The sequence below is a fragment of the Pseudonocardia sulfidoxydans NBRC 16205 genome (assembly GCF_007989085.1).
GTDB classification, from domain to species: domain Bacteria; phylum Actinomycetota; class Actinomycetes; order Mycobacteriales; family Pseudonocardiaceae; genus Pseudonocardia; species Pseudonocardia sulfidoxydans.
Genome location: NZ_BJVJ01000068.1, coordinates 1 through 18,397 on the forward strand (window position 1 = coordinate 1; position 18,397 = coordinate 18,397).

General features: G+C 70.6%; 16 protein-coding genes. 3 read left to right on the forward strand and 13 right to left on the reverse strand.

Features of this window, described 5'->3' with window-relative positions; genetic code table 11:
• Positions 1 to 635: MBL fold metallo-hydrolase (locus PSU4_RS24315; protein WP_147112968.1), on the forward strand; the 635-nt coding region annotated here is incomplete at its 5' end.
• 109 nt (positions 636 to 744) lie between these two features.
• Here PSU4_RS24315 and PSU4_RS24320 read toward each other — a convergent pair.
• The 3 genes from PSU4_RS24320 to mtnA form a co-directional block, all read right to left on the reverse strand.
• Positions 745 to 1,107 carry a hypothetical protein gene (locus PSU4_RS24320; protein WP_147112971.1) on the reverse strand — a complete coding sequence of 121 codons (363 nt, stop codon included), beginning with the start codon at positions 1,105 to 1,107 and terminating at the stop codon, positions 745 to 747.
• A 90-nt stretch (positions 1,108 to 1,197) separates the two neighbouring features.
• Positions 1,198 to 2,388, reverse strand: coding sequence for an MFS transporter (locus PSU4_RS24325; RefSeq protein WP_147112974.1), 1,191 nt, complete (start codon positions 2,386 to 2,388; stop codon positions 1,198 to 1,200).
• A complete protein-coding gene (gene mtnA / locus PSU4_RS24330; protein ID WP_373866099.1) occupies positions 2,385 to 3,350 on the reverse strand; it encodes an S-methyl-5-thioribose-1-phosphate isomerase in 966 nt (321 codons plus the stop codon). The genes PSU4_RS24325 and mtnA overlap by 4 nt, the downstream gene beginning before the upstream one ends.
• 34 nt (positions 3,351 to 3,384) lie before the next feature.
• On the opposite strand from mtnA, the gene PSU4_RS24335 reads away from it, so the two are divergent.
• Positions 3,385 to 4,053, forward strand: coding sequence for a gamma-glutamylcyclotransferase (locus tag PSU4_RS24335; RefSeq protein ID WP_147112979.1), 669 nt, complete (start codon positions 3,385 to 3,387; stop codon positions 4,051 to 4,053).
• 22 nt (positions 4,054 to 4,075) lie between these two features.
• Here the strand turns inward: PSU4_RS24335 and PSU4_RS24340 are convergent, their stop codons facing one another.
• The 7 genes from PSU4_RS24340 to PSU4_RS24370 all read right to left on the reverse strand — a co-directional run bounded on the left by PSU4_RS24340 (position 4,076) and on the right by PSU4_RS24370 (position 13,002).
• Entirely contained in the window at positions 4,076 to 5,425 is a 1,350-nt protein-coding gene (locus PSU4_RS24340) for an MFS transporter (protein ID WP_147112982.1), read from the reverse strand.
• Between the two features lie 182 nt (positions 5,426 to 5,607).
• A complete protein-coding gene (locus PSU4_RS24345; RefSeq protein WP_147112984.1) occupies positions 5,608 to 6,750 on the reverse strand; it encodes an amidohydrolase family protein in 1,143 nt (380 codons plus the stop codon).
• Between the two features lie 106 nt (positions 6,751 to 6,856).
• Positions 6,857 to 8,542 (reverse strand): chaperonin GroEL, encoded by a 1,686-nt coding sequence (gene groL / locus PSU4_RS24350; protein ID WP_147112986.1) that lies wholly within the window; start codon positions 8,540 to 8,542, stop codon positions 6,857 to 6,859.
• Positions 8,543 to 8,660: 118 nt separating this feature from the next.
• Complete coding sequence (gene mimD, locus PSU4_RS24355; protein ID WP_373866097.1) at positions 8,661 to 9,026, reverse strand: propane 2-monooxygenase effector subunit MimD; 366 nt, start codon at positions 9,024 to 9,026, stop codon at positions 8,661 to 8,663.
• The gene (locus PSU4_RS24360) at positions 9,023 to 10,210 is read right to left on the reverse strand and encodes a ferritin family protein (RefSeq protein ID WP_147112989.1); all 1,188 of its coding nucleotides are present in this window, start codon (positions 10,208 to 10,210) and stop codon (positions 9,023 to 9,025) included. Before PSU4_RS24360 ends, mimD begins: the two co-directional genes overlap by 4 nt.
• Complete coding sequence (locus PSU4_RS24365) at positions 10,207 to 11,256, reverse strand: FAD-binding oxidoreductase (protein WP_147112992.1); 1,050 nt, start codon at positions 11,254 to 11,256, stop codon at positions 10,207 to 10,209. Before PSU4_RS24365 ends, PSU4_RS24360 begins: the two co-directional genes overlap by 4 nt.
• Before the next feature lie 111 nt (positions 11,257 to 11,367).
• On the reverse strand, positions 11,368 to 13,002 hold the full coding sequence (locus PSU4_RS24370; protein WP_186817158.1) for a ferritin family protein: 1,635 nt from the start codon (positions 13,000 to 13,002) through the stop codon (positions 11,368 to 11,370).
• A 463-nt stretch (positions 13,003 to 13,465) separates the two neighbouring features.
• Here PSU4_RS24370 and PSU4_RS24375 point away from each other — a divergent pair, with 463 nt between their 5' ends.
• Positions 13,466 to 15,274 carry a sigma-54-dependent Fis family transcriptional regulator gene (locus tag PSU4_RS24375; protein WP_147112998.1) on the forward strand — a complete coding sequence of 603 codons (1,809 nt, stop codon included), beginning with the start codon at positions 13,466 to 13,468 and terminating at the stop codon, positions 15,272 to 15,274.
• 61 nt (positions 15,275 to 15,335) lie between these two features.
• On the opposite strand, the gene PSU4_RS24380 is transcribed toward PSU4_RS24375, so the two are convergent.
• From PSU4_RS24380 to PSU4_RS31535, 3 genes are all read right to left on the reverse strand, one after another.
• The gene (locus tag PSU4_RS24380; RefSeq protein ID WP_147113001.1) at positions 15,336 to 16,523 is read right to left on the reverse strand and encodes an ABC transporter permease; all 1,188 of its coding nucleotides are present in this window, start codon (positions 16,521 to 16,523) and stop codon (positions 15,336 to 15,338) included.
• A complete protein-coding gene (locus PSU4_RS24385; protein ID WP_147113004.1) occupies positions 16,520 to 17,422 on the reverse strand; it encodes an ABC transporter ATP-binding protein in 903 nt (300 codons plus the stop codon). Before PSU4_RS24385 ends, PSU4_RS24380 begins: the two co-directional genes overlap by 4 nt.
• Positions 17,423 to 17,501: 79 nt before the next feature.
• Entirely contained in the window at positions 17,502 to 18,359 is an 858-nt protein-coding gene (locus PSU4_RS31535) for a sunset domain-containing protein (protein ID WP_186817157.1), read from the reverse strand.
• Positions 18,360 to 18,397 lie beyond the last annotated feature (38 nt).

Genomic DNA, 18,397 nt, shown 5'->3' on the forward strand with positions numbered 1-18,397 from the left:
TGCCACCCTCGGGCCCCGTCGGCCACGTCGTCACCTCCGGCACGTTCTCTCTCGACGGGGGCACGTGGGAGGTCGACAACAACGTCTGGGTGGTGGGCGACGAGAACGAGGTCGTCGTCGTCGACGCCGCGCACGACCTGGAGAAGATCGCCGAGGCGGTCGCGGGCCGCCGCGTCGTCGCCGTGGTGTGCACGCACGCCCACGACGACCACGTCAACCAGGCGCCCCACCTCGCCGACCGGTTCGCCGCGCCGATCCTGCTGGCCCCGGCCGAGGCGCCGCTGTGGGACATGACCTGGCCCGACCGCAAACCCGACCGCGAGCTGCACGACGGTGACGTCATCGAAGCGGGCGGGGTGAGCTTGCGGGCGATCACGACGCCGGGCCACTCCCCCGGCTCGACCTGCCTCTACGCCGAGGACCTGGGGATTCTCTTCACCGGCGACACCCTGTTCAACGGTGGGCCGGGCGCCACCGGCCGGTCGTACTCGTCGTTCGACACGATCATCGACTCGATCCGCGGCCGGCTGCTCACGCTGCCCGGGGACACGGCGGTCCGCACGGGCCACGGCGACTCGACGACGATCGGCGCCGAGCTCCCGCACCTCGAGGAGTGGATCAGCCGAGGCCACTGACCCCTGTGAGCGGCGATGGTCGCTATGGCGACCATCGCCGCTCACGACCCCGACGCGGCAGCCGGGAACGCGCCTCACCGTCGAGACGTCCGGCCGCACGTAGGGCGGGTCAGCGCACCGGGACCGGGTCGAGCGCCAGGACCGGGCGCTCGGTCGGGCCGTACCAGGCACGCAGGACGCGGCCGTCGAGCCGCGCCTGCGGGACCGGCCGGGCACCGGTGCGCGCCGGCCACGGCGACGCGACGCTGTGCGCCACGACCTCCTGTACGGCGTTGATCGTCGCGTAGGCGGCCGTGGCGACCTGCCGGTCGCCGGGGTCGCCGTCGAGCAGCCGAGGCGCGGCCGACCCACCGATGACGGCGTCACCCCGCAGCACCACGACCCGCGCACCGTCGGCGCGTACGTGCAGCCCGGCAGGGACGACGTCGTCGAGCCGGGCGGCGAGCGCCGAAGCCAGGTCACGTGGGGTCACTCGGTCAACGGTACGAAGCGAACGCGCTGGTCGACGCCTGCTCGACGGGTCATCCACCCTGTCGAGCGACCCCCAGGAGGACTCCGACCGTCATGCTCGGGCCGGTCTCCGCGTGAACGGCGCGACGAGCAGCAGGAACGCCGTGCCCGCGCCGTAGGCGGCGGCGAACCCGAACGGACCCGCGACCGCGCCGAGACCGACGGCGCCGACGCCGAACCCCGAGTCGAAGGCGGCGTTCCAGAGGGCGCTCGCCCGCCCGTACCGCGCGGGGCCGCCGAAGGCGAACAGCTGCACCAGCGAGTCGTTCTGCACCATGCCGAACCCGAAGCCGACGAGCAGGGCACCCGCGACGAGCAGCGGCGCGGCACCGGCGGTCAGCAGCGCCGCGACGACCTCGGCGGCCATCCCGACCGCTCCGATGAGCACGCCGGGGACCAGCAGCCGACCACCCAGCTCGCGACGCGCCACCAGCTCACCGGCCAGGAAACGGCCGACGAGCGCGCCCGCGGCCGTCGCGAACAGCGCCAGCGTCGCGGCCGCCGCGGTGCCGGTGACCGGCAGGAAGGTGATGAGACCACCCTGTGCGGTCGCGCCGGCGAGCATCGCCAGCAGCGGGCCGAGCTCCCCGCGCCGCCGCCCCGGCACCTCGGGCACCGTCCCGGACCCGGCGGCGACGATGCCGGCGGTCGCCGCGTCGGGATCGTCCACCGCCACGACCGGGCCGTGCCGGTCGATGCGCAGGACGAGCATCAGCGCCGCACCGAGCAGCGGGATCGTGCCCCCGACGAACACCGCCGTGAACCCGACCCAGTCGACGACGGCGACGCCCGTCGGCAGCAGGAGCAGCAGCGGCAACCCGACGGCCAGCCCGAACCGGCTCGCGCCGCGGCTGTGTTCGGCGGGGTCGAGGAGCTCCGCGACGAGCGCACTACCGGCAACGGTGACCATCCCGAACCCGACGCCGCGGACCGTCGTCACGGCGAGCACCGGGGCCAGCTCGGACGACAACGCGAGCAGCGGCGCCGGTGCCCCCATGAGCACCATGCCGACGACCAGCACCCAGCGGTGCCCGATCCGGCGCAGCAGCCACGGCACGGCGAACTGGGTGGCGACGGTGACGGCCATCAGCACACCGGTCGTCACGCCGGCGCCGAACGGGCCCGCGCCGCCCTCGGTCACCCACAGCGGGACGATCGGCAGCAGCAGCGAGTACCCGCCGAACGCCAGGACGGTCGCGACGAGCAGCAGCCAGAACGTGACGCTGTGCAGACCCGTCCTCACGTCCCGGGCCGCCAGGTCCGCCGCTCGGTGACGACGGCGGTGACGAGGTCGTGCGGGGTGACGTCGAAGGCCGGGTTCCACGCCTGCGTCGACTTCAGGACGGTCCCGGTGCCGAGCACCTCGGCGGGGTCGCGTTCCTCGATCTCGATGGCGTCGCCGTCCGGGGTCGCGGTGTCGACGGTCGTCTCCGGCGCCGCCACGACGAACGGGATCCCGGCGCGGGCGGCGGCCAGCGCGAGCGGGTAGGTGCCGATCTTGTTGGCGACGTCGCCGTTCGCGGCGATGCGGTCCGCGCCGACGACGACGGCGTCGACGAGCCCGCGGGCGATGATCGACGGCCCCGCCCCGTCGACGACGATCCGGTGCGGCACACCGATCGCGGACAGCTCGACGGCGGTGATCCGGGCGCCCTGCAGCAGCGGGCGGGTCTCGTCGGCGACCACGTGGGCGACGCGGCCGTCGGCGTGCAGCGACCGGACGACGCCGAGCGCGGTGCCCCACTCCACGCAGGCGAGAGCCCCTGCGTTGCAGTGGGTGTGCAGCCGCAGCGGCTCGGTCCCGCACAGTTCGCGCAGCAGCGTCGCGCCGCGGTCGCCGATCGCGTGGCAGGAGGCGATGTCCTCGTCGCGGACGGCGAGGGCTTCCGCGAGGACGGCGTCGGGGCCCCGGTCGGCGACGGCGAGCGCGCGGCGGACCCCGACCGCGAGGTTGACCGCGGTCGGCCGGGCGGCGCCGATGTGGGCGGCGGCCTCGACGAGGGCGTCACCATCGAGGGTGCGCGCGGCGAGCGCCACCCCCAGCGCGCCCGCCACCCCCAGCGCGGGGGCTCCGCGGACGACGAGGCGGCGGATGGCGTCGACGAGCTGGTCCACCGTCGTCACGGAGACGGTGCGCAGGCGTGGCAGGGCGGTCTGGTCGAGCATCTCGATCCTGCCATCCGCCCAGGAGATCGTGGGGGGCAACACCGGAACAGCGTAGGCGGCCTCGGAGGTGCTGATGGGCGGTGAGTACGCGGACGCGAGATTTCCCGCCGACCCGTACCCGGGGTCGGTCCCGCCGACGTCGTACGTCCACGTCGACCGGACGGGGTTCGCGCTGGTCGGGGGCCTGGTGCAGGGTGAGCCGCTCGACGACTGGCTCGCCGCACGGGGCGCGGCGCCGACGTCGGCACGGATGGCGGTACTGTCCTACGGCTCGAACCGCAACCCGTCGAAGATCAGCTGGCTGCGGGAGTTCCTCGGGCTGGACGCGGAGCCGATCGTCGTGTTGCGGGTGCGCACGAGCGGGCTCGCCGCGGTGTGGGCGCACGGGCTGCGCACCCGCGACGGGGCGCGCCCGGCGGTGCTGGCCGCGGTGCCGGGCGTGGTCGAGGAGCACGCGGTGTGGCTGGCGACGCCGGAGCAGGTCGCGGTCCTCGACGTGTGTGAGGGCGCCTCCCCCGACGGCGACGGCCGGTATCGCCTGGCCCGGCTGAACACCGGCGAGGTACGCACCGACGACGGCACGCTCCTGCGCGACGTCCATGCCTACGTGGGCAACACGCCGGCGCGCCGTCCGCTGCTCGTCGACGGCGCGATGGTCCGCTGTGCCGACGTCCCGCAGGAGGTGGCCCGCACGCTGGTCGGAGAGGCGCGCACGCCTCGTGAGTGGCGATGGTCGCGATAGCGACCATCGCCACTCACAGGGTTCATGCGACCGTCGACACCGAGCTCTGGACGGCGCCGGGCAACGGCTTGCGCGCGCTCTCCTTGACGACGACGACCGCCGCCAGCGAGATCAGCGACGCCACCGCCAGGTAGACGCCGGGGAACGCGTTGTTGCCGGTCGCCGTCACGAGCCAGGCGAGGATCGCGGGCGCCGTGCCGCCGAAGATCGACGTCGAGATGTTGTAGCCGATCGAGAAGCCGCCGTAGCGCACCTCGGTGTCGAACAGCGCCGGCAGCGTGGCCGACATCGTGCCGAGCAGCATCACCAGCAGCAGCGCGAGGATGACCAGCCCGAGGATCGTGCCCCACACCGTGGACGTGTCCAGCAGCAGGAACGCCGGGTAGGACAGCACGATGAACCCGATGCACGACGTCACGATCAGCGGCTTCCGGCCGATCCGGTCGGACAGCGCACCCACGGGGATGATCACGAACATGATCACCAGCATCATGCCGAGCACGTAGAGCAGGGCGGGCGTCGCGTCGAGCTTCAGCGTCGTCTGCAGGTAGGTGGGCATGTAGAACAGCACCGTGTACACGGCGACGTTGTAGAACAGCACCAGGCCGATGCACACGAGGATCGGGCGCCAGTGCTTGGTGAGGACGTCCTTGAGCGGCGAGTCGCACACCTCGGCCTTCTCCTCCAGCGCCTTGAACGCCGGGGTCTCGTCCAGCTTCGACCGCAGCCACAGCCCGATCAGGCCGAGCGGGCCCGCGATGAGGAACGGGATGCGCCAGCCCCAGGCGTGCATCGCGGCGTCGGAGAGCGTGACCTGGAGGACGGTGACAAGGCCCGCGGCGAGCACGAACCCGCCGGTGGTGCCGAACTCCAGGAAGCTGCAGTAGAAGCCGCGCTTCTTGTCGGGCGCGTACTCGGCGATGAAGGCGGCTGCCCCGCCGTACTCACCACCGGTCGCGAATCCCTGTACGAGCCGGATCAGGATGAGCAGCACCGGTGCGCCCCAGCCGGCGACGGCGAACGTCGGCAGACAGCCGAGCAGGAAGCTCGCGCCGGACATCGTGACGATCGTCATCGCCAGGACCTTCTTGCGGCCGATGCGGTCGCCGAGGGGCCCGAGCACGATCCCGCCGAACGGCCGGACCAGGTACGCCACCGCGAACAGGGCCAGCACGAGACCGACGTTGGCGCTGCTCTCGCCGCCGAGGATGCTCGCGGCGATGTAGACGGTCACGTAGCTGTAGATGCCGTAGTCGAACCATTCGACGAGGTTGCCCATCGCCGCGGCGCCGACCGCCTTGCGGACGGTCGCCTCCGATACCTCGCTGTGCTCCGGACCGTCCTGCAGCCGTTCGGCGCCGGTCGTGGTCATGCCGTACCTCCCGAGAGCCGCCGACGCCGGGACGGCGGCTGTCACCTGCAACCGGGAGCAGACCGGTGCGCCGCCGTCCGACGGGCCCCGCCTGATCGACGGCCGTGCGCCACTCGGCCGAGCGGCACCCCGGCAGGGTTACCCCGTTCGGCCCGGACGTACACCTCGCGGCGCCGAAAAGTTCAGGAACCGGCCCCGGGGCTCAGCGCGGCGGGGACAGCCGGCACGGCACCGGCGGGCAGCGGGATGCGGTACAGCCTGGCGGCGTTGCCGCCGAGGATGGCGTGGCGGCCCATGTCGTCGAGCTCTGCGTAACGGCCGCACAACTCGCCGGGGAACCGGAAGTCGACGAGCTCGCGCACCAGCCGGGCAGGCCGGACCAGCGGGTATCCGCTGCCGAACAACATCCGGTGCACACCGAACGCCTCCAGCAGGGAACCGAACGCCCGGGCGGCGTCGACGCGGTGCAGCCGCAGACCGGCGAGCAGCTCGGTGAGCAGGACGTGCACGTTGGGAAGCCGGGCGAGCCGGCACAGGCTCGCTGTCGGCATGCACGCGGCGCCGAGGACGAACTGCACGCGCGGCAGCGCGGCGGCGAGGTCGCGCAGCTGCGTCGGGTCGAACCCGCCCTGGCCCGCCGACCGGTCGGGCGAACGCACCGGCAGCGCCGACCCGGCGCGGACGGGGTGTGCCCAGTCGGGCCAGCGGCGGGGGCGGGCGGCCGCGGCGGCGACGTCGGCACGGCGCGGGATGGACCAGCCCGGAACCCCGGGCCACGACGGCGTCGACGGCCCGACACCGAGGTGGACGACGGTCGCGCCCGACTGCTCGGCACGGGCCAGGACCCGGCGCAACCACGGCTCCCCCAACGGGATCCGCGCGCCGGGCCGGTGGACGGGGGCGAGGTGCAGCCCGCGCAGGTCTGCGTTGCGGACGCGGGCGGCGAGGCCCCGCGCGCCCGCCGAGCCCAGTGCGGGGTCGACCTCACCGGCGAGCACGAACCGTCCCGGGAACTCTTCGGCGAGCTCGGCGTGCCACGCCGTCGGGCTGAACCCGAGGACGAACAGGTCGTCGAGGGTGAGCGGTTGCAGAACCGCCCGGTCGACGTGCCCGCCGATGACGTCGGCGCGCAGCCCCTCGCCGGTGACGCGGGCGAACTCGTCGGCGTCGACGGCGTGGGGCTGTCGGTCGAGGAGCCGGTGCCGGCGGTACAGCTCGGCGACGTAGGCCTCCCCGGACGGGCCGGCCTGGTTCGACGGGCTGCCGTCCCACGCGTGCACCTGGGCGTCCACGACCACGAAGTCGGCGGTCGCGCTGCGGTACATCGTGGTCTCCTCCTGGCCGGTCGACGCCGCGTCCTCGTAGCCCGCCCCGATCCCCGCGAAAGTCGTCCCGCCCCGGCCGTGGGGGACCGGGGCGGGACGCGGCGGGTCAGCCCACCGACGGGCCGAGGCCCATGGACTGCGGGGTGCTCGAGTCGGGCGACGGCTGGGGGATGCCCTCGTCGAGCGGCCCGAACTCAGTCATGAGCGCCTTGTTCCACGGCGTCTGCTCCTCGGCCACCAGCGAGTTGGTGGTGAGGATCAGGCCGGCGACGGACGCACCGTTCTGCAGGGCCGAGCGCACGACCCGCAGGGGGTCGATGATGCCCATGTCGATCATGTTCCCGTAGCGGCCCTCGAGCGCGTCGAAGCCCTCGTCGACGGTGAGGTCGCTGACCTGCTTGACGACGTCCGCGCCCTCGTAGCCCGCGTTGGTGGCGATGAGGTGGACCGGCTCGGTGAGCGCGCGCCGCACGATCTCGACGCCGATCTGGTAGTCGCCCGACACCGACAGGCCGTCGAGGACGGACTCGGAGTGCAGCAGCGCCGACCCACCGCCCGCGACGATGCCCTCGGCCATCGCGGCCCGCGTGGCCTGCAGGGAGTCGTCGACGCGGTGGCGGACCTCCTTGAGCTCGGCGTTGGTGGGGGCGCCGACGGAGATGATCGCCGCCTTGCCCGACAGCCGGGCGATGCGGTCGGACAGCCAGTCCTCGTCGGTGCCGATCGTGGCGCGCGACAGCTCGGCGCGCAGCTGCGCGAGCCGGCGCTCGACCGAGTCCTTCGCACCCTGGCCACCGATGATGGCGGTGTTCTCGTTGTCCGCGCGGACCTGGGCGGCACGGCCCAGGTGCTCGAGACCGATCTGCTCCAGCGAGAACGACGACGCCTTGGAGTGGACCTTCGCACCGGTCAGCGCAGCCATGTCCTCGAGGAGGTGGACACGCTTCTCGCCGAAGCCGGGCGCCTGGATGGCGGTGACCTTCAGGTGGCCGTTGACGTGGTTGTGCACGAGCATCTGCAGGGCGGTGCCCTCGACCTTCTCGGCCACGATGACCAGCGGCTTCGGGTCGCGCATGACACGCTCGAGCATCGGCATCAGCTGCCGGACGTCGGTGATCTTCTCCGCCGACAGCAGGATGTACGGGTCGTCGAGGACCGCGAGCATCTCCCCGGGGTTGGTCACCAGGTACGGCGAGATGTAGCCGTTGTCGAACTCGAAGTCCTCGACGAAGTTGACCTCGAGGCCGAGGACGTTGCCGTCGTCGACCGAGATCACGCCGTCGTCGCCGACGGTGTAGAGGGTCTTCGCGATGATGTTGCCGATGGTGTCGTCGTCGTTGGCGGAGATGGCCGCGACGCGGGAGAGGTGCTCCAGGCTGTCGACGGGGTGCGCCACCCGCGACAGGTGCTCCACGATCGCCGCCACGGCCATGTCGATGCCACGCTTGACCAGCACGGGGTTGCCGCCGGCCGTGATGGCCTTCATGCCCTCGCGAACGATGGCCTGCGCCATGACCGTCGCCGTCGTCGTGCCGTCGCCGACGATGTCGTTGGTCTTGATCGCGGCTTCCTTGAGAATCTGCGCACCCATGTTCTCGAACGGGTCACGCAGGTAGATCTCGCGCGCGATGGTCACACCGTCGTTGGTGACCTCGGGCGTGCCGGTGATCTTCTCCAGAATGACGTTGCGCCCCTTGGGGCCCAACGTGGACTTCACAGCCTCGGCGAGTTGGTCGACGCCTGCCTTCAACAGGTCGCGGGCTTCCTGCCCAAATTTGAGTTCCTTGGCCATGAGGCCCCTCCTGCGTAGAGCGTGCGTTGGTCAGCGGCGCGGGTGCCGAACAAACGCTCCGCCGGACTGCCGGTAGCACTCGGTGCTGGCAGTCCGGCGGAGATGGTGCTGTGAGAAATCAGCCGATCGGCTTCAGGTCGAAGTCGATGTACTCGGCGGCATCCTCGGGGTTGGCGAACATGATCGTCCGGTCGTCGAGGTGGACCATGCGCCCGTAGTGGGTCGACATGTTCTCCTCGAACTCGGCGGCGTCGAACCAACCCTCTTCTTCGCCGGCCTCCTCGTCCATCTCGGCGTAGACGACCTCGAACTTGCCGACGCCGTCGACGCGGATCATCGAGGGGAGGTTCTGAACGGTGACGTTGTCCTGGCGGTCCAGGACGTCTGCCATGACGGCACCGATCTGGTTGTTCATCAGGGTGAAGCCGCACATGTTCGACGCGGTGCTGTCGGACTTGAACGGGCTCGTGGTGGACGCGGTCACTGCTTCAGCTCCTCCGGGGTGTCGAGACCGAGATCCCCGAGGATCCCGGCGAAGCGGCTCTTCGCGTGGTCGAGACCATCCTCGAAGCGCGGCGGCTTGTGGTCGGTCTGCGACCACAGCGGCTGCAGCTGCCGAGCCGCATCAAGTGCCTGCGGGACCCAGTGCGACAGCCACTGCTGGAACAGCGCCTTGTTGTGGTCGGCGAACTCCCGGTCCTGGGTGAGCGGAGCGAAGCACGAGATCGTCCACCGCAGGTCGCGCTGGGCGTAGTCGTACTCACCCGCACCCATGACGGTCGGGGTGACGTAGTCGCCGTTCCCGGCAGCCGACTGCATCACGAGGTTCGACCGGAACAGCTCGCCGAGGAGCGGCTCGAAGACCACGTTCGCGGCGAAGATGGCCTCGCCCCAGTCGTCCTGGACAGCGGTGAGGGCCTCGCACACCTTCCGGACGCCCTGCCACTCGGCGTCGTTGTTCCACGCATCGAGGTGCGCGGCACCGTCGAAGGCGTCGATCTCCTCCGACAGCGTCAGGTTGTACAGCGCGAGGTCCTGGGCGAACCGGATCTTGCGCGTGGAGTTCGCGGCAAGCGCCGTGTTGTGCATGTTCGTCGGGCACGAGCGCTCGTTGGCGGCGAACACGTAGAGCCCGAGGATGTGCTCGATGTGCATCCAGGCGCCGACGTTGCGCTCGACGAAGCGGATCCAGTTCGGCGTCCACTGGTCGAAGGCCTTGCTGTTACGCGCGTTGTCGACGTTCTGGGTGAGCTGCCGGACAACGTTGGCGTTGTACCGGAAGAGGCTCTGCTCCCACTCCTCGTTCGGGTCGCGGAACTCGTGCCAGCCGTGGGCCGGCCAGTTCTGCACGTGCATCGCGCCGGAGCCGATGCCGCGGGCGGGCTCCGGCTCGTCGACGCCCCACGCCTTCAGCTTGGTCCAGTGCAGCGGGTAGCCGCCCTCACCGTTCGCGAAGCCGTAGATCCAACCCTGGGCGAGGTAGTGCCGCGGGTCCGGCTGGACCTCGACCGTGACATCCTCGTAGTGGGTCTGCTTGCGCTTGGCCGGCGTGAAGTAGTTGTAGCGCCGAGCCGCCGGGCTCGAGTCCGGGAATTCCCGGGCGCCGGCCTCGGCGTCCGTGAAGACCGGCTTAGGGACGCTGCGTTCGGTCCGTTCCGTGGTGGTCATGAGCCGTCCTCCTGCTCACCGGTGGTGGTGAACTTGTCATAGAAGATGTTCTCCTCGCGCACGCCAAGTGCAGTCAGCGTTGCGATCGCCGCGTCCACCATCGGCGGCGGACCGCAGACATAGGCATCGACTCCTTCCAGGCCGGACTCCTTGGCCTTGACGACGTCGGTGACGAAACCGGTCTCGCCATCCCACGGTGCACCGTCGGGCTCGGAGAGGGCCGGGACATAGGTCAGGCCCTTGGGGAGCTTCCCCGCCAAAGCGGCGATCTCGTCGCTGAAGCAGAGGTCGTCGGCGGTTCGGGCGCCGTAGTAGAAGCGAGCGTTGCGCTCGACCCCGCGCTCGGCCATCGACCGCAGGAGGCTGAGGACCGGGGCCATCCCGGCTCCACCACCTACGAAGACGAGGTCCGAATAGCGGTTCTCACGAAGAGTGAAGGTCCCGAACGGCGCCTCGATGTTGAGCTGGTCGCCGATCTGCACCTTCTGGGCAAGGAACTCACCGAACAGCCCACCGGGATAGATCTTGATGACGAACTCCATCAGACCGTCCCGGTTGGGCGTGTTGGCCAAGGAGAACGAGCGCGTCTCCTCGGTACCGGGGATCACGAAGTCGACGTACTGACCCGGGAAGAACTTGATCTCCTCCGGCTCCACGAGCTTCACGACCAGGTGCCGCATGTCGCGGGTGACCTCGTTGTTCTCCACGACCTCCACGACGCCCCTCTTCAGAGGGAGGCCGCTGCGGATGACTTCCTCGTCGTAGTTCGTGAGCTCGATGACGAGGTCCTCATAGGCGTGCGCACGACAGAGGAGAGTCTGGCCCTCCTCCTTCTCGTAGTCGGGGAGCGCGAAGGTCGAGTAGCTGTCGTACTCGATGTCTTCGCCCTCCAGGACGAACGACTTACAGGCCGAGCACTGCCCTTCCTTGCAGCCGTGCATGAGCTGGACGCCCTGCTCGGCGGCCGCACGGAGGATGTTCGTGTCCTCGTCGACCTCGATCTCGATGCCGACGGGCTCGAAGCGGACGACGTGTTTGTCACCCAAGACAGGGAACCTTTCCCGGTTATAAGAAATGACCGCAGGTCAAACGGGGTTCGAGCAGGGGGAGGACCGGCGAGGCCGGCCCTCCCCCTTCGCCTGACCCGCGCTCAGGCGTCAGTCGGTCGGCGCGGGACGACCCGCGGGACCCTGGCGGACGTAGTCAGCCCTGAAGGCTTCGCGCTCGGTGTCCGTCATTTCGTTCAGCAGAACGTTCGGGCTCTGCAGCGGGGGCATCCGCCGCATGTGGTCAAGCGTCCACATCTTCTTCGGGTCGAGGTTCAGATGCGGCTGCGCCGTCATGGTCTTGCCGTCGTCACGGACAAAGCCCATGTCCGTCACGACGTCGGCCCAGTTCCAGCCGTGGTAGAGAGTCTCCCACTCACGGTGGCCGACGAGCTTGCCCATGTTCGGGGTCTCGCGACCCTGGTACACGGGGCGGAACGCCTCGGCGTCGGTCCAGCGGCAGACCTCGTGGCAGTACGTGCGCCACTGGCCGTCGACCTCGGCCATGACCATGTCCTCACGGACGAGGCAGGGCACCATGCAGGTCCAGCAACGGTGCGGGTACACGTAGTCGACGTCCTCGGCCACGATCGCGTTGTGGCCGTTGGGAGTCGCCAGGCGGTTGTAGTTCTCCCACCACTTGCCGTAGCGGTCGTACCAGCCCGGGTACTTGTACTCGAACCACTCGAAGTCCTCGTCGGTCATGCCGTCGATGCGCCAGTAGTTGGCGAGCCAACCGGTGGCGAAGAACTGCGCGACCTCGTGGACGTAGCCCTTCTCCCAGATCTGCTTCCACGACTCCTCGACGAGGTCGTGGGGGATCGTCAGGCCGTACTTCTCGAGCGGGATCAGGTACGAGCGGTAGTAGTCGTCGTAGATCCAACGACGCCACATCTCGGCGTAGGACTCGCGGTCCTTACGACGGTCCTTGGTGCCGTACTCGATGAACGTGCCGATCGCGGCGTCGACGACGCGGTGGTTGTTCCACCACGCGTAACGCAGGTCGCGCTCGAGCAGCTGGCGGTTGTCCTCGTCGGACAGGGCCATCAGCAGGGTCGCGTACCCGTTGGAGATGTGGCGCGACTCGTCGGACTGCACCGAGTGGAACACCGTCGGCAGCAGGTAGTCGCCGTTGGCGGCCGCCTCGGCCGGCATGGCCACGAACAGGGTGTTCGTGAACGCGGTCTCGGCGACGATCGTGAGGTAGATGCTCGCCGCGGTGATCGCGTCACCGGTGATGAACCCCTCGGCGAACTGGCGGCCGATCGTGCCGCAGTAGTCCGTCTGGAAGTTCCGGAGGCTGTTGTTGAAGCCCGCCGGGTCGATGTAGTTGTTCATGTACAGGCGCTTGAGGTTCTGCTGGATCGTGCTGTGCCGAACCTCGTCGATCATCTGGATCGCCTGGCCGTTGTGCAGCTCCGGGTTGGGAACCACGTGGAACAGCATCGGCATCGAGCGCGCCGCCGAGATCTCCGGCAACGGGATGATCGACAGGAAGAGCTTCTGCCACTCCAGCCAGCGCTCCTGCACCTGCCGGAACATGTTGCCGCGAATGGCACCGTCCTGCGCACCGTAGACGCGGTGGTCCTTCTCTTCTTCCATCGGGAAGTAGGACCGCAGGACCTGCTTGAGCGGGTCCTTCTTCGCGGCCTTCCGGAAGGTGTAGTCGGTTCCGTACTTCATGTACGGCTCGTGGTACTGCGGCTCCCAGGAGAGTTCCTGGATCTTCTGGTGAGCCTTAGCCAGACTCTGCCGACTCACGTCGTCTCCTCACGTGGTGGGTTCAGGTTCAAATGCGTGGACCGCATCGACCCCATTGCCCTCGCGGCCTTGCACGGCCGACGGCTGACATGTCGCCGGGGCGTATCGGGGCCGCGAGCCCGGGCCTTTCACCGGGAGACAGCGCGGGCGCCCTCGGTGGCGACTCGGACACGAGCGGTGGTGATCACGGGTTCGCGGGTCCCGAAGCCACTGCCTCTCGTGCTGGGAATCACACCCCCGCAGGCCCTGACCTGCGGTCTCAATATGAGACGGTGGGCTGCTGGGGGCCCCCTATCGTTCCTCTCGTCCGGGCGGTACCGTCCGGATCGATAGCCCCTGTCGCGACGAGGTGTCAGGCGGCTAGCTCCAGAAGGGCAACCGATTGGGCCACTCGGCGGAACACCCGAACCCCCGTCCCCCGCAGTGCGCGGACGGCGACGGCGATGTCGTGCAGGTGCCGGTCGGCCCTGCCGCCGTCCGGGTCGCCGAAGCCCGTTCTGCCTTCCTCACCGACGTCCAGGTCGAGCCCGGAGCCGTCCGCGCTCCGATCCTCGCGTCGTGGACCCGGTCCCGGAACTTTCAGGTCCCCGTCGACCACCTCGACCTTCCGTACGAGACGGAGCTCGACGCAGACTCCCTGCTCAGCCGGGCCGCCGGGCCGATCCTCGCCGAGACGAGCGACCAGCTCGCCACCGAACCCGTCAGTGTCATCCTGTGCGACGACGAGGGAGTGGTCCTCGACCGGCGCAGTGGTGACAGCAGCCTCAACCAGGGCCTCGACCGCATCCGGCTGGCCCCGGGCTTCAGCTACGCGGAGCGTCACGTCGGCACCAACGGCATCGGCACCGCTCTGGAGGGCCGCGGCCCCGCCCTGGTCTTCGGGCACGAGCACTACGTCGAGCACCTCGAGGACTTCGCCTGCGCCGGTGCCCCCATCCGGCACCCTGTCAGCGGCAAGGTCATCGGCGTCGTCGACCTGACCTGCTGGCGGCGCGAGGCCAACCGGATGATGGTCGCCGTCGCCACGAACATCGCCCGGCGCATCGAGGAGACGCTGCTCGAGCACTCCGGCCGGCGCGAACTCTCCCTGCTGCACGACTACTTGGCCGCCTGCCAGCGCAACCGCGGCGCCGTCATCGCCATGGGCGACGACCTGCTGATGATGAACGACCAGGCCCGCCAGCTCGTCGACCCCAACGACCAGAGCTCTCTGCTCTCCCACGGCGCCGAGGCCCTGGCCACGGGACGTCGCCGGCAGCTGCTCGTCGACCTGCCCAGCGGCGCCATCGCCCGCGTCCAGACCCGTCCCAGCTGGGGCGACCGCGGTGTCACCGGTGGTGTGCTGCACGTCCAGCTCGTGTCGGCCGAGACCGCCCCGACCCGATCGCTGACGCTGCCGCCGCCCACGTCGCTGCCCGCTGCCGTCGGCTCCGGCCCCCTGTGGACCAAGTGCGTGCAGGCCGTCGACCGGCACCTGCAGGCCCGGGCATGGCTCGTCCTCGAGGGCGAGCCCGGATCCGGCAAGCGCACCCTCGCCCGCGCCACCCACCAGCTGCGCAACCCCGCCGGCCACCTGCGGGTCATGGACGCGCAGGACTTCGGACCGCGCTGGCTTGCGGACGTGAGCGAGGAGCTCGAGACGGGCAACGGCGGCACGTTGGTGCTCTGCCGCGTCGACAGGCTCCCGCCCGACGCTCTGCGCGCCCTCGCCGACACCCTCGAGCCCCACCGCGAGTCCACCGACCCCGAGCGGCCCTGGGTCGTCGCCACCGTCGACCGCGCCCACGCCGACACCGCCGCCGACATGGTCGAGCTGCTCGACTCGTTCCCGCGGACCATCGAGGTCCCGCCGCTGCGTCACCACATCGAGGACGTCGCCGAGCTCGTCCCGCACCTCATCGCGCGGCTCACCCGCGGCGCCGACCTCACCTGCTCCCCCGAGGCCATGCGCGTGCTCATGCGCAACCGCTGGCCCGGCAACGTCGAGCAGCTCTACCAGGTGCTGCGCAAGATCGTCGCGCGCAAGCGTTCCGGCACGATCGCGCCGGTCGACCTGCCCGCCGAGACCAGGGCCACCACCCGCCGCGTCCTCACACCGCTCGAGGCCATCGAGTGCGACGCCATCGTCGACGCGCTCCTCGACACCGACGGCAACAAGGCCGAGGCCGCCCGCCAGCTCGGGATGTCCCGCGCCACGATCTACCGCAAGATCCGCGGATACGGCATCTCGCTGCCACAGCTGGCCGACTCACGCTGACCACCGGCGGGGAGCCGCCCTCGCGGCTGCTCCCCGCCGAGCGCAACCCGGGCCACACACGTCAGGCGCGGGAACGCAGGGCTTCCCGCAGACCGACGCGGGAGCCCGTGCGCAGCACCGAGTTCCGGTAGATCCGCGCCGCCGCCAGGACGACGCCCACGATCGCGAGGATCGTCAACACGATCGCGACGAGCACCTGCCACAGGGGCGCAACGCCCATCGCCGCCCGGGCGGGCATCAGCGTCGGCGAGAACAGCGGGATGAAGGACAGGATCGTGCCGAGGGTGTTGCGCGGATCGTTGGGCAGCACGCTGACGGCGAAGATGAACGGGATGAACAGCGGGAACATGATGGGCGCGATCGTCGACTGCAGCTCTTCCTGCCGCGACACCAGCGAGCCCGCGGCCGCGTAGATCGAGGCATAGAGGAAGAAGCCGAGCAGATACCAGACGACGGCGGACACGAGCGCCCCCGCCGCAGCGTTCGGAATCGTCAGGATGCCGGTGGCCAACGAGCCGACGAGCCCGATCGCGCTGAGGACCAGCAGCTGCACGAGGCCGACGAGCCCGAGCCCCAGAATCTTGCCCGTCAGCAGGTGCACGGGCCGGATCGTCGACAACAGGAGCTCGACGACGCGGCTGGACTTCTCCTCGACCACGCCCTGCGCGACGGCGCTGCCGTAGCCGACCAGCGACATGAACAACAGGACCGCGACGACGATCGCGAGCACCAGCCGTTGCCCGCGTTCGGGATCGACCGGCTCCTGGGTGTCGACCGCGACGTTGCCGCGGGCCGCCACGGCAGCAGGATCCTGACCCGCGGCGGCGAGCGCATCGGTGAGCGTCGTCTGCTGGACCGCGCCCGAGACGACCTGCTGCAGCGAGGAGTCGACGGTGTCCTTGCCCAGCAACGTCCAGCTGCCCGGACCGCCGTCGAAGAGGGCGTCGAGATCACCGTCGGCGACCTGGGCCTCGCCGGTCGCGCGGTCGACCTGCGTGACCGTGAGCGTGCGGTCCTGGGCCCTCGCGGCGGCCTGCAGCGCAGGCTCGAGAGAGGCCGTCGACGAGGTGACGCCCAGCGTGTTGCTGGAGCTCTGGCTGCCGATGAAGCTGAACAGCGCGATGTAGATCGCGAAGATGACGATGGTGACCAGGAGCCCGATCGCGAAGCTCTTGGAGCGGACCTGGGTGGTGAACTCGCGGCGGGCGACGAGCATGACCGCCCGGCCGGGCGTGAGCGGGGCGGTCACGACTCCTCCTCGGTGACAGCGGGGGCGGCGACGACGTCGCGGTACAGCTCGGTGAGCGGCGGCCGGTGCGGCGCGAACGAATGGACGGGCCCCGCGGCGACAGCGGCGCGCAGAACATCCTGGTCGGAAGCGCCGTCGAGCTCGACGCGGGTGCCGTGCGGACCGGACTCGACGACACGGACACCCGCGAGACCGTCCGCCCACCCAGGTGGCGGCCCGGACACGTCGATCCGTTCGGCGCCGCCGGTGCGGAGCTCGTCGACGGTGCCGGCGGCGACCATGCGGCCCGCGGAGATGATGCCGACGCGATCGCAGAGCCGTTCGACGAGGTCGAGCTGGTGGCTGGAGAAGATGACGGGGACGCCGGTGTCGGCCTTCTCCCGCAGCACGGTGCTCATGACCTCGACCGCGACCGGGTCCAGCCCGGAGAAAGGCTCGTCGAGGACGAGGACCTCGGGGTCGTGGACGAGCGCGGCACACAGCTGCACGCGTTGCTGGTTGCCGAGGGAGAGCTTCTGGACCTCGTCGCGGATCCGGGCCTCGACGCCGAGCCGTGAGGTCCAGCGCTCGACGGAGGCACGTGCGTCGGCGGCGTCGAGGCCGTGGAGACGGGCGAGGTACTCCAGCTGCTCGCCGACCTTCATCTTCGGATAGAGGCCCCGCTCCTCGGGCATGTACCCGATCCGGCGACGCACGTCGGCATCGATCGGTCTGCCCTTCCAGCGGACCTCGCCGCCGTCGGAGGTCAGGACCCCGAGCACGATCCGCATCGTCGTGGTCTTGCCGGCCCCGTTGCTGCCGACGAACCCGAACAACTCGCCGGGCTGCACGGTGAACGTGACGTGGTCGAGTGCCCGTACCTGGCCGAACCGCTTGCTGATCCCCCCGATGTCCAGCATGAACGCGACCCTATCGGGGTGGGACGAACCGGGCAGCCCAGACCGGTGTGACCGCGCGCTCCCGACCGTCCGATCCGTCTCAGGCCTTGCGACGCTTGGGCTTCCACTCGGTGAAGCCCGCCCGGGTCGCGTCCTCGGCCGTCCTGAACCAGGCCTCGGCCTTGGTCCGGCCGAAGTACGGGCTCTTCGGGGTGTGGAACAGCATCGAGTCGGCGTTGCCCTTGATCGTGTACTCCGGGCCGGGGGCCGAACCGTCGGCGAGCGGGGCCGCCGAGCCGGGGCCGTAGGGCTCCTCGACGGGACGATCCCGGCTCTCGGGTGCCGCGGCCACGATCCTCCGCGGTGCCGCCCGGTCCGCGGCGGCGGCCTTCTCGGCACCGGTCTTCGCGGCCGTCTTCTGCTCGGTGACGGCCTCCTCGACCGCGGCCTTCTCCGCGGCGGCCTTCTCCGCGGCAGCCTTCTCCGCGGCAGCCTTCTCCGCGGCAGCGCGATCGGCCGCCGCCTTCTTCTCGGCAGCGCGATCGGCCGCCGCCTTCTTCTCGGCGGCGTCCCGGGCCGCCGCAGCCTTGTCGGCTGCAGCCTTCTCCGCCGCCCGCCTCTCTGCGGCGGCCTTCTCCGCAGTGGCCTTCTCCGCAGCGGCCCTCTGCTCGGCCGCTTTCTGCTCGGCGGCGCGGTCGTCGGCCTCGAGGACCGTCGCCGTCGCCGCGGAGGTGGTGGCGCGCAGGGGTGTCACGGTCGCGGGGGCGGCGTCGCCGGCAGGCTCGGGCGGCAGCAGTTCCGCGGCCGGCCGAGCCCCGGTCACGGCCACACCGTCGCCAGGGCCGCGGACGGGTGCCGTCGTCGCGAGGCGGCGGTACGCGACCCAGCCACCGCCTGCGCCGAGCAGCACCACGGGAAGGATCCACCGGCGCCGTCGCCGGCTCGACTCGTCGGCCATGGGATACCTCCGTTCCGGACGTCACCCGAGCCTAGATG